The following is a 12,122-nucleotide window of genomic DNA, read 5'->3' as shown; positions in this document are numbered from 1 at the left end:
AGATATGACTCATAATTTTTGGTTTAGTTTTAGCACAATTTTTTGACATAAACAATGACCTCCATAAATAATGATTAATGTCATTATACATTAATCAAAAAAATGATGACTTCTAAACCAGAGGATAGACTCCGAAAAAAAGGCTATGTTAACCCATAGAGATGTTATCAGTAATAAAGTCAGTTCCTATGTACTGTGAACGCCTGAAAGTACAGTGACATTGAAACAAATCTGTTCCCAAAATATCATATAAATCGCTTAACTTACCATTATGAACCATACATTGTTAGATTATGATTGAATACAGAGTACTCTCATGATTGAAGGATAATTCTCAATAAATTTTTACCAATCTCATTTTTCGTTTCTAATTTATTTTTATCACAAGCAATTTAATTATTTAATATGCTTTTTTGCATAATTCCAAGAATCTCTACACATTTCATCTATCCCTCGAGTAGCAACCCAGCCAAGTTGTTCCTTTGCTCTTGATGGATCAGCATAACATGTTGCTATATCTCCAGGTCTTCTATCTTTAATTACATATGGGATTTTGACCCCATTTACTCTTTCGAATGCTCCAACTATTTCTAATACACTATACCCTTTTCCAGTTCCTAAATTACAAATATGGACACCAGGTTTCGCATATTTTTCGATTGCTAATACGTGCCCTTTCGCTAAATCAACAACATGAATATAATCACGTACACCTGTTCCATCTGGAGTATCATAATCATTACCAAATACTCCTAAACATTTTAATTCTCCTGTTGCTACTTTCATTATATATGGCATTAGATTATTAGGAATCCCTTTAGGATCCTCCCCTAATAAACCACTTTCGTGTGCCCCAATAGGATTAAAGTATCTTAATAAAGTTACAGACATATGAGGGCATGCCTTTTGAACATCAGTCAATATTCTTTCCATCATAGCCTTACTTGTGCCATAAGGATTTGTTGTCTCTCCTAATTGACAATCTTCAGTGAGTGGTACTATTTCAGGATCTCCGTATACAGTAGCACTTGAAGAAAATACAATATTATTAACATTGTACTTTTTCATCATTTTTGCAACTACCAATGTAGACATGAGATTATTAGTATAATATTCTATAGGTTTTACCATTGATTCTCCTACAGCTTTAAAAGCTGCACAATGAATAATTGAATCAATTTTATTATTTACAAATACATCATCCATTTTTTCTTCATCAAGAACATTAAACTCATAAAACTTAACTTTTTTACCTGTTAGCTGTTTAATATAATTTAATACTTCTGGTTTAGAATTAGAAAAATCATCAATAACAACCACATCATGCCCTGCTTGAAGTAACTCAACACAAATATGACTGCCAATATATCCTGCACCACCAGTAACTAATACATTCATTTTATATTCTCCTTTATCCTAATACTTTTGTTCCACCATATTTTCTTATTTTTAATACATGACAAGACCCTTTACCAAAAATCTTTTCAATTTCATTTTTGTATTTTTCAACATAATTATCTTCAACAAATGCTTGAATCGTACCAGCAAATCCACCACCATGAACTCTACAAACTCCATGATTTTTCAAAACCACTTCAGACACAGCCAACGCTAATGAAACTGCTTGATTATGTGGATCTTTATTTGAATATACATTTTGAAGATACTTATAACTTGAATCTCCTGATTCTTTAATATATTTTTTAAACATATCAAAATCATTATCCGTTAAAGCATTCACTAATTTTTCAACACGTTTATTTTCATTAAAGAAATGTAGTGCACGTAATACTGCTCTATCTCCACATGCCTCTCTAATATCAGAAATATTTTCATAAAACTCATTTTCATCAACTTCTCTTAGAACTTCTTTATCAAAAAATTTAGCTACTTTTTTCATTTCAATTGGTATAGCTGCGTATTCATCAGTTAAATCAGCATGAGATCCTTTTGTATCAACAATACATAAACTATGATTAAATTTAGAAAAATCAACATCAACATGATTAACAATTGGATTTGCTGTATCATTAAAGTCAATACTAATTAATCCACCTACTGCACAAGCACATTGATCCATTAATCCACATGGTTTACCAAAATAAACATTTTCTGCATATTGTCCTACTTTAGCAATTGTTACCATATCTATTTCCATAGCATTATATAACCCAGAAACAATAGTACCAATCAATCCTTCAAAAGCTGCTGATGATGATAATCCAGCTCCCATTAAAACATCGCTTGTTACAAATGCTTTAAATCCACCTATTTTATAACCCATTTCTTTAAGCTTTGATAAAACTCCTCTAATTAAAGATTCTGAAGTTCCTTCTTCATCATCTCTTTTTGATAAATCGTTAATATTAATTTCATCTATATCTAGATCATCAGAAACAATTTTAACAATATCTTTTTGTGGAGTTACCATTGCTATAGCATCTAAATTAATTGAAGTTGCTAATACACAACCATGCTGATGGTCAGTATGATTTCCTCCCACTTCACTTCTTCCAGCCACGCTATATATTTCAATATCTTGATCATCATATAATTTTATAAACTCTTCAATTGCTTTTGTATATCTATTATTTTGATAAGTAATCAATGATTCATCTTCATATAAATCAATAAACATATTATCATATCTATTATTTAATAAGTTTTCCTTAATTTCACTTGCTTTCATCATTTTATTTTAAATGTATATGAAGTCACTTCATCATACATTTCTCCTTTCCTTAAAATTACCGTTGGATTTTCTTCTTTATTTATACTATCTGGCATATTTTGTGTTTCTATACATATTGCATCTCTTTGATGCATACACTTACCATACTTACCTAATTGTCCAGAAAGATAATTGACAGTGTAAACTTGTGTTTGAGGTAATGATGTTGATACAGTTAGTTCAATTCCTGTTTCTTTATAATATAATTTGACTTGATCTTTATTTGTACTAAATATAAAAGAATGATCATATCCTTTTCCTATCTTTAATTGATCATTATCTTGATATATACTATTCTTTATCAATGTAGGCGCATTAAAGTCAAATGGCGTACCGCATACACTTCTCATTTCACCATTATACAAACCTTCATCATCTATACATGCCATTTTATCAGCTTTAATCATTAACTCATGTTCATCAATATTACATGGCTCTCCACTTAAATTAAAATAGGAATGATTAGTAATATTAATAATCGTATCTTTATCAGTGGTTGCATGATATTTAATTTTTAATCCATTATTTAAAAGAATATATGTTGCATAAAAGTTTAAATTACCAGGGAATCCTTCTTCTCCATCTTGAGAGAAATAATGAAAAACAATTTCATTTTCTCTTATCTCATATGTGAATGTTTTATATGAAAATCCTTCAATTCCCCCATGTAATGTATTTGAACCGTTATTTTTTTCTAAAGAGAATATCTCATTATTCAATGTAAATTTCCCATTTCCTATACGATTTGCCACTCTACCAACTAAAGCACCTAGATAACTGCCGTCTTTTTTTTATAATCATCAATACTAGGGAATCCTAATACGACATCTCTTTTTTCTCCATGTTTATCTTTGACAATCATTTTTAATATCGTGCAACCATAATTAGTCACTTGTATTTCAATATTTTCATTTCTCATTGAGATAATATCTATACCTCTAGATACATTCTCTATAATCTCAATCATACTATTGACTCAAAGAATCTACAAAACGAGTAAATCCTTCTATTCCTTTCTGATTCATCTTATAAACTCCTGCATTTTCTAATACACTAACAAATTTTTTTGTAACTTCTTTTTCAATAAACTCATCTATAGATTGCTCATCAAATTCTAAAGTTTGTAAATATTCAAACCATTCTTTATGCTTTTTTAAACTCTCCAAATCATCAATACATTTCTTTTTTAACAAACATAATTTCAAACATTCTAATTCATCTTTTAATCTAGCAGGTAAAACAGCTAATCCCATGACTTCAATTAAACCAATATTTTCTTTCTTAATATGATGGTGCTTAGCATGTGGATGAAATATACCCAAAGGATGTTCATCGTTTGTTCGATTATTTCTTAATACAATATCTATTTGATAACGATTATTATCCATTCTTGCAATTGGTGTTACTGTATTATGTCTTACATCATTTGTATGTGAAAGAATATCACATGAAACATCATCATAATTTATCCAATGATTTAATATCTTGTCTGATAGATCAACAAGAACTTCTTTATCATCAGCTGTAAGTCTTAATGTAGATAAAGGCCAATTCAACATTTGTACTTTTATATTTTCATATCCTTTAATTTCAATTTCCTTAATAACCGATGCATCCTGCATTGGGAATCTATGTCTACCACCTTGATAATGGTCATGAGTAAGTATAGAACCTCCTACAATAGGTAAATCCGCATTACTTCCTATCATATAATGAGGAAATTTTTCAATGAAAGTAAATAAATTCTCAAATGTTTGTCTGTTTATGACCATTGGAACATGTTCATTATTAAAAATAATACAATGCTCATTATAATAAACATAAGGTGAGTATTGAAAATTATACGTTTTTCCATTCAAATCAAGAGGTATTATTCTATGTGTTTGTCTAGCGGGATGATTCATATTCCCTGCATATCCAACATTCTCTTTACACAATAAACATTTAGGATATCCTGTACTTTTCGCAAGTTTAGCTTTTGCTATTTCTTTAGGATCTTTTTCGGGTTTTGATAAGTTAATTGATATCTGAATATCTCCATATTTGTAATAATGGGAAAATTTAATATTTTTATCAGTTCTCGCTTTTCTAATATAATTTGAATGAATTGATAAATCATAAAAATATTGTGTCGCTTTTTGTTTGTTCTCATCATATAACTGATAAAACTTATTAACAACTTCACTAGGTCTTGGCATAATACAATTCATTATTTTTGTATCAAACAAATCTCTTTCTGTGATATTATCTTCTATCAATCCTACTTTTACAGCATAATCAAGCATATCTTCAATTAGTAAATAATAATCAATTTTTTCGACTGTTGTTCTTTCAAAACAATCTAGTTTAAACAAATCAAGTAACATATTTATTGAATAATCCACGTCATATAAAGAAATCATTTGATTTTCCAAACCATAATTGATTAATTGATTTATTTTAGTATTCATTCTCTTTCTCCTTTAAAACATATTTTATGTATAAAAAGTCATCAATGAATGCTTATTCATATAGATGACTTTAAATGAACTTTAACGATGAGGTCTATAAAGATTCTAATTCTACAAAATTATCTATTACTTTAATGACACCAGGTAAATCTTGATATTCTTCTTTTTTATTCGCAGAGTCTATAACAATAATATGAGGACATCCTGCACGATAAGCATTTTTGATTCCACTAATAGAATCTTCAAAAATTAAACATTCTTTTAATTCAATATTTAAAATTTCTGATGCCTTTTCAAACATTGCTATTTTATTTTTATAAGTTCCATCATCATAAACAATATTTTTAGGATTAATCCAATTATCTAGATGAAATGATTCTACAAAAAAGTCAATGTTTTCTTTAATGGATGCACTTGCAATAGTAAAAGGAATGTTTCTTTTGCTTAAATCATTAAAATATTGTTCAACACCCTCTACAAGATGGAAAGATTCAACATCTTCCTGACAATATTTACGATAATATTCTTCTTTCAATAAAGAGTATTTATTAATCATTTCATCATCACATTCTCCATTAAATAAATATTGAATGATTTCTTTATTAGGAACACCATTAAAATGCTCATGAAGTTCTTGATCACTTATACCATAACCTCTTATTAATTGAGATATCGCACCCCATGCTTTAATGTGCTTGTCATTATCAAAAAATAATGTGCCATTAAAATCAAAGATAACTCCTTTGTATTTCATTTCTATACCTCTCTATGTTTAATAACTCTTTTATACCAATATGCTGATGCTTTAGGAAAACGTTCTTGAGTTTCATAATCGACATAGAATAATCCATATCTCTTGTTGTAACCATTTGACCAAGAAAACATATCCATTAATGACCAAACAAAATAACCTTTTACATTAACACCTTCTTCAATTGCTTTTAATAGCCATTGCAAATGTTGTTTAATATAATCAATTCTAGGTTCATCATCAATCACATTATTTTCTTCAAATGTATCTTTATAACCCATACCATTTTCAGTTATATAAATTGCTTTATAATTTGGATATTGATTTTTGATACGTTTAACCATATCATACATACCTTCAGGAATAATCAACCAATCCCAATCTGTTGTAGGAATCCCTTCTTTAATGACTCTTTCTCCAACACCTTTTAATTTAAATTTTTTCGTTCCTTTTTCCCCTGTTCCATTATGATGAATTTCATTTTCTCCTTCATAATGTCTAACGAAATTGCTTTGATAATTATTCATTCCTAAATAATCAATTTGACTAGCTGCTTTCTTCATTTCTTCAATGTCTTTTTGATCATAGTTAAAAGTTCCACCGTTTAATTCAACAAGTTCTTGAATAATATCTAAGGTTTCATTGCTATAATAACCTAAAAATGTTGCATCTAATAAGAATTGATTAGCTAATACATCATCTTTTTTAGCTGCCAAAACATCTCTTTCATCATTTTCATCAAGTGGATACTTTGTATCCAAAGAATGAATAATTCCAATTTTTCCAGAATATCCTTTTTCTTTATAGATATTTACAGCTTTAGCATGAGCAACCATCATTCCATGCATTGAAGCTACTGCTTTTGTTATATCAAAAGTTATGCATGGAGGAAAAGTTCCTTCAATATATTGATTTGTAGCTATAGGCCATACTTCATTAAATGTAAACCAATAAGAAACTTCATCTTTATATTCTTCAAAACAGAATTTTGCATATTCAACAAAAGCTTCTATTGTATTTCTATTTATGAAATCTCCTTCCTTGTGTAAAGCATCTGGTGTATCAAAATGATGTAATGTAACATAAGGTTCAACACCATTTTTATGACACTCTTGAAATAATTTATGATAGAATTGAACACCTTCATCATTAATTTTACCTTTTCCTTCAGGAAAGATTCTTGACCAAGCAATAGAAATACGAATACCATTAATACCAAATTGATTACATAATTTTAAGTCAACTGGATATTTATGATAAAAATCACTAGCTGGTTCAGGAGAAAAACGGCCTTGCTTTTCTAGATAATCATCCCAAGCAACTTTTCCTTTACCATGACTTTGAGTACATCCTTCACATTGGTAGGCAGCTGTTGCCGCACCAAATACAAAATCTTCACTAAATTTCATAATAAATTCCTCTCTACTCATTATTTTCATCTAAAATTGAGAATACAAATTCTAACGCTTTTTGTGGATTACGTGTTAATTCAATATATTTTTTACCTTCACAAGCAGCTGATTTTATTCCTAAACGATCTGTATCTTTCTTTAAATCTTCATAATAGTTTGCAACTTGAGGAGCTAATATAACCAAATCATAATCTTTTAGCATATCATAATGAGCACCGTAAGATCCTGCAGCAGTAATCATTTTGATACCTTTTTCTTCTGCTCCTTTTAATAGAGCATTAGCTAATAAACCACTAGTTCCACCACCTGCGCATAAAACAAGCACACGTTTTTCATTAACAACATCTGATTCTACATCAACAGATTCTAATTCTTCTTTTACATAACCACCTTTTAAAGCTTCTTCTTCACATTTTTGTTTATCATAGACCATAAAAAATGGATAATATACAACAAAGTCCACAACTAAAACTAATACTGCAAAAATGATAGATAATAATGAAATTCCACAACCTAATACAATTCCTAAAGGAGCAGGTGTTGTCCATGGTAAAATGTATTGGAAACTATTCATACCTAAGAAATCTACAAATGCTTTAAACATCCATATATTTAAGATTGGTGCTGCAATAAATGGTATAAAGAAGATTGGATTTAAGATTAAAGGAGCACCAAATAAAATTGGTTCATTAACACCAAATAAGACAGGAATTGAACTTGCTTTACCTACTGCTCTTAATTCTTTAGATTTTGCCATAAACGCAAACATTAATGTGACGATTAAAGTTGCTCCTGTTCCACCTAATGTTGCAACGAATTGTTGAACACCTGGAGTTAAGATATTTGCAGCATGTTTTCCAGCTTGTACTAATTCTAGATTATTTGCAATATTCACATAATAGATAGCAGCAACTGCTGGTTCTACGATTGAAGGTCCTTGAATACCTACAAACCAGAATAAAGACATTGCTCCATAAATAATTGCTAATCCAATATAACCGTCTGCTGCAGTAAATAATGGTTTAAAAACTTCAATAACTGCTTGTGCAAAGCACATTCCAGCAATATTTCTAAAAACAATATCAAATAACGCTAACAGTATAATTGAAACTCCAAATGGAATAACGTCAGCAAAAGTTTGAGAAATGTTTGGAGGTACTTCTTCTGGCATATGAATTGTAATGTTACGTTTCACACAGAACTTATAAACATTACAAACAAAGAATGCGACTACAAAGGCTGTTAATAAACCTTTAGATCCCATATACCCACTAGAAAAACCACCTTCTATTGAATCAACTCCAACAACTAAGAATCCAACAATTCCTGCCATTAAAGTTGAAATATTATTGATTTGTCTATTAACGGGCATATCTCTATTTAAACTATCTGTTAAATTTTTTGCAGTTGTTCCAGCTACTAATAACCCTAATATTCCCATTGAATAATTATATGGTTTTAAAATCATTGCTTCTATTTCTTTAGACCAGTAGAATCCAAAAATATTAGGTACGTAAGCTAATAACATGAAAATACTTGAGAAAAGTACAACAGGCATGGCAGACATGAACCCATCACGAATTGCTTTTAAATATTTATTTCTAGATACTTTTTCAAACATAGGTTTGAATTTTTCAATTTTTAATATTAGTGTTTCCATTTTACTCTCCTATTTGTAAATATCCATTAAGTTTTTGACAATATCTTTTAATAAAATAGTTGTCATGAGATGATCCTGTGCATGAACAGTAATAAAACCTATTTCTATGCTTTCTCCTCGTGCTTCTAATTGCAATAACTCAGTTTGAGCTCTATGTGCATCATTTAAACACTCATTAGCTTGATCAATAAGTGCTTGGCATTCATTGAATTGTTTTGTTTTAGCTTTTTCAATTGCTAATAATAATTTGCTTCTTGCATCACCAGAGTATGCTACGATTTCAAAACCTATCATTGTTGCTTCTTCTTTAGTCATCATTATTTCTCCTTTTTTGAATTAATTATTATTTCTATAATTGTGGCTTTATCACCATCACTAAGCTTAACATTATAACCTTCTTCTAATGGATAAAGTGATTGACTTACTAATCCATATTCTTTTGAATATTTCTCTTTAATAGTATTTATATTAAAATTTACACTTGACGCATATTTTTTTTGAAGACGATCTATCAAACACCCCATATGTATTAATAATCCAAGTCTTGTATCCTCCGAAAATGACATATGAAATATTTTTTGAAGAGATTCAATAAACGGAATAAGAGTTTGATTAAGTTCATCTTTTTTAAATATATCAAATTGTTCAACAAGATAATCTAACACATCAAAATCATCTTTCGTTTCTGCAAATAATTCATGGATTGTATGTACATTTGGTAGATGACTATAATCAACATATTTGAGATTAAATATATCTGGATTATATGTACCAACGATTCCAACAACATTTCCTTTTATTTGAACTTCATTTATTTTATCTATTAGATTTTGTTTATCAGTTATATTAAAAGCTAATATTTGATAATCACGATAATCTTCTAGTGTTTGAAGATACCTTTTTATACTATCACTATTATTCTCATGAACTGATGAAAGAACAATTACGATATCTTTACTTTGCATTCTCGAATAAGCAAATCCAGAATATTCATTAGCTAAATGCTGATATATATCTTCTAGACTTTTTCCCTCTTCACTACTTTTACAGGCACTTATTGCGAGTAAAGGAATAGGAACTTCAATAGATTTGATATCAATTCCAGTTTCATCTTTAATAGAATTCAACATAACTTGTATGGAACCCATATCATATAAAGCTAATATTCCACTACCCTGATTAACATCTATTATTTTCTTTTTCAATAGTTCATAAGATGTTTCAATATCATCATCCAACGATAAATCAAATGCCTGTAAATTATTAATTGGCATTAATTTCTTTACGACTTTAGATATAGATGTGGCTGTATTATCTCCGTGCATTATAATTAGTGTTATGACTTCTCTATTTTTAGATATTTGATTTTTGTCATTGGCTATAAGTAATGTAAGTAGAACACTTTCATCTAACGAAAATTTTACATTAAATTCATCTTGAAGCTTTTTTATAAACTTTCTAGAATATAAGTATTCCTCATCATACTGTTCAATAATGCTCATAACTTTTTCATTAGATATTCTTTGTTTCGTTCTATTAGAAATGATCGCATTATTGAAATGTAAGCATATTCCGAGGAAAGCTTTATTTGAATATACTCTATTGAATTTTATGCTAGCTGTTTGGATGAACTCATTTGTTATCTGATAAAGCTTTTCTGAAACTATTGTTTTGATTTTTTCAACATCTCTATTTTCAGTTATCTTATTCAAATATTCATTTAAATTATGTTCAATATTTGCAAACACAAATTCCTCAGCATCCTTTAAAACCGTTATTTGACCTAAAGCTTTATAATCAAAATCTATTTTTTGATATATGTCTGTATCATTTTTTTTACTTCTAGATTGTAATGTTTGCTCTTTTGTAAATATATAATTTACATTTTTTTCTAGGACTTGATCAATTTCGTGAATTTTGTCTCTAATTAATAACAGACCTTTTCTAACACTTGCTGGAAGATCACTTAATTCAAGTACAATTGTTTTATTTCTTTTAAATCTTACCAATGCATTTGCAACACCAAATCGAATATTGCTTTTTAATTCAATGAGATTATCAATACATGGATAAAGCATTAAACATTGCATTAATCCATAGTTTACTTCAATATTTTTTTCTAATTTTAATGCTTCTTCTTTAAAAAATTTTTCAATAAACTGATAACGCTCTTCTAACGTTCTTTTTTCTAAGGGAGGTATATTAACAATAAAATTGAAATAATCTTTAAATATACTTATTGAATCAGCATTTTTTACATGGACTATTAGTATAAATTTCAATTCTTTTTTTTCTATTAACATGTTAGAAATATCTGTAAACATGTTTATTGATATTTTATCTGCATTCTTTACAAGTAGTAATCCATCTTTGATACTCTCAAAATTTTTTTGCCAAAAACTCCTTTCATTCATTTGATTTTTATCAAAATGTAAACAGTCAATCACTTTAAAAGCAGAATTCTTTTTTAGAATTCTTTGTGAACATGCGAAGTCAAATACTTTTTCACTTATCGTTTTAACCCCCACACCTTTTTCACCAATATACAAAACATGAGGAATACGTATAGGATACGTAATCGCTGCTTTGGTTAATTGTAGTGTTTCTTTTAAACTTAAATCTGAACCAATGATGTTACTGAAAGATAGATTATCAAGTTCAGTTTTTTGTTCATCCGATAGATAAAACATTACAGGGCGCCCATTTGTTTTTGATAATTTACCCTCTTCTACTAATTGATTCAATACACTAGAAATATTTGTTCTTTGCATATTCAATTTTTCAGATAGAAATCTCGTATCAAACTTAGGAGCATCATCTTCTAAAGTTTTAAATTCTTTTGAATAATCAATAATATAATCAAAAATTTTCTCTTTGTTTGTTTTCATGACTTTCTCCTTTTCTATCCATTTTTATAATACATTGATAGTTTTTTTGTATCAAATTGACTAAAATATATTTTTTTATACTATCTTCCATTATGAAATTATTGTTTTCATTATATTGATCTGTTAAACCCAGAAAAGTTATACACTAATATTAAAAACTGAATGAAATTAGACTTTTTTATATAAAATTAAACTTATTACTTTCTATTTTATACACTAAATGATTTTTA

General features: G+C 28.4%; 10 protein-coding genes. All 10 read right to left on the bottom strand.

From position 1 onward, the window contains the following. Positions 1-396: 396 nt before the first annotated feature. Positions 397-1,398, bottom strand: coding sequence for a UDP-glucose 4-epimerase GalE (gene galE / locus E0K96_RS04280; RefSeq protein ID WP_168081448.1), 1,002 nt, complete (start codon positions 1,396-1,398; stop codon positions 397-399). Positions 1,399-1,411: 13 nt separating this feature from the next. Beyond that, positions 1,412-2,692, bottom strand: coding sequence for a galactokinase (locus tag E0K96_RS04275; RefSeq protein ID WP_129737040.1), 1,281 nt, complete (start codon positions 2,690-2,692; stop codon positions 1,412-1,414). Then, on the bottom strand, positions 2,689-3,483 hold the full coding sequence (locus E0K96_RS04270; RefSeq protein WP_370519870.1) for an aldose epimerase family protein: 795 nt from the start codon (positions 3,481-3,483) through the stop codon (positions 2,689-2,691). The genes E0K96_RS04275 and E0K96_RS04270 overlap by 4 nt, the downstream gene beginning before the upstream one ends. Positions 3,484-3,500: 17 nt before the next feature. Next, positions 3,501-3,698 (bottom strand): aldose epimerase family protein, encoded by a 198-nt coding sequence (locus tag E0K96_RS12255; protein ID WP_255456812.1) that lies wholly within the window; start codon positions 3,696-3,698, stop codon positions 3,501-3,503. 1 nt (position 3,699) lies between these two features. Beyond that, entirely contained in the window at positions 3,700-5,181 is a 1,482-nt protein-coding gene (locus tag E0K96_RS04265) for a UDP-glucose--hexose-1-phosphate uridylyltransferase (RefSeq protein ID WP_168081446.1), read from the bottom strand. A gap of 94 nt (positions 5,182-5,275) precedes the next feature. Next, positions 5,276-5,935: an HAD family hydrolase gene (locus E0K96_RS04260; RefSeq protein ID WP_129737036.1), complete on the bottom strand. Its 660-nt coding sequence runs from the start codon at positions 5,933-5,935 to the stop codon at positions 5,276-5,278. A 2-nt stretch (positions 5,936-5,937) separates the two neighbouring features. Then, positions 5,938-7,341, bottom strand: coding sequence for a 6-phospho-beta-galactosidase (gene lacG / locus E0K96_RS04255; protein WP_168081444.1), 1,404 nt, complete (start codon positions 7,339-7,341; stop codon positions 5,938-5,940). A 13-nt stretch (positions 7,342-7,354) separates the two neighbouring features. Next, complete coding sequence (locus E0K96_RS04250) at positions 7,355-9,004, bottom strand: PTS lactose transporter subunit IIBC (RefSeq protein ID WP_129737032.1); 1,650 nt, start codon at positions 9,002-9,004, stop codon at positions 7,355-7,357. Positions 9,005-9,013: 9 nt separating this feature from the next. Continuing rightward, positions 9,014-9,319, bottom strand: a complete 306-nt coding sequence (locus E0K96_RS04245) for a PTS sugar transporter subunit IIA (RefSeq protein ID WP_129737030.1) — start codon at positions 9,317-9,319, stop codon at positions 9,014-9,016. Between the two features lie 2 nt (positions 9,320-9,321). Continuing rightward, entirely contained in the window at positions 9,322-11,892 is a 2,571-nt protein-coding gene (locus tag E0K96_RS04240) for a PRD domain-containing protein (RefSeq protein ID WP_168081442.1), read from the bottom strand. Between the last annotated feature and the right edge of the window lie 230 nt (positions 11,893-12,122).

Source organism: Massilimicrobiota sp. SW1139 (genome assembly GCF_012027715.1).
Classification (GTDB): Bacteria; Bacillota_I; Bacilli_A; order Erysipelotrichales; family Coprobacillaceae; genus Allocoprobacillus; species Allocoprobacillus merdigallinarum.
Note: the sequence above shows the minus strand (reverse complement) of the source record. Positions and strands in the feature narration are given on the sequence as shown.

Excerpts from the sequence above, each read along its gene's own strand:
- lacG (WP_168081444.1), bottom strand. The coding sequence starts at position 7,341 with ATGAAATTTAGTGAAGATTTTGTATTTGGTGCGGCAACAGCTGCCTAC.
- E0K96_RS12255 (WP_255456812.1), bottom strand. The coding sequence starts at position 3,698 with ATGATTGAGATTATAGAGAATGTATCTAGAGGTATAGATATTATCTCA.
- E0K96_RS04245 (WP_129737030.1), bottom strand. The coding sequence starts at position 9,319 with ATGACTAAAGAAGAAGCAACAATGATAGGTTTTGAAATCGTAGCATAC.
- E0K96_RS04275 (WP_129737040.1), bottom strand. The coding sequence starts at position 2,692 with ATGATGAAAGCAAGTGAAATTAAGGAAAACTTATTAAATAATAGATAT.
- E0K96_RS04265 (WP_168081446.1), bottom strand. The coding sequence starts at position 5,181 with ATGAATACTAAAATAAATCAATTAATCAATTATGGTTTGGAAAATCAA.
- E0K96_RS04240 (WP_168081442.1), bottom strand. The coding sequence starts at position 11,892 with ATGAAAACAAACAAAGAGAAAATTTTTGATTATATTATTGATTATTCA.
- galE (WP_168081448.1), bottom strand. The coding sequence starts at position 1,398 with ATGAATGTATTAGTTACTGGTGGTGCAGGATATATTGGCAGTCATATT.
- E0K96_RS04250 (WP_129737032.1), bottom strand. The coding sequence starts at position 9,004 with ATGGAAACACTAATATTAAAAATTGAAAAATTCAAACCTATGTTTGAA.
- E0K96_RS04260 (WP_129737036.1), bottom strand. The coding sequence starts at position 5,935 with ATGAAATACAAAGGAGTTATCTTTGATTTTAATGGCACATTATTTTTT.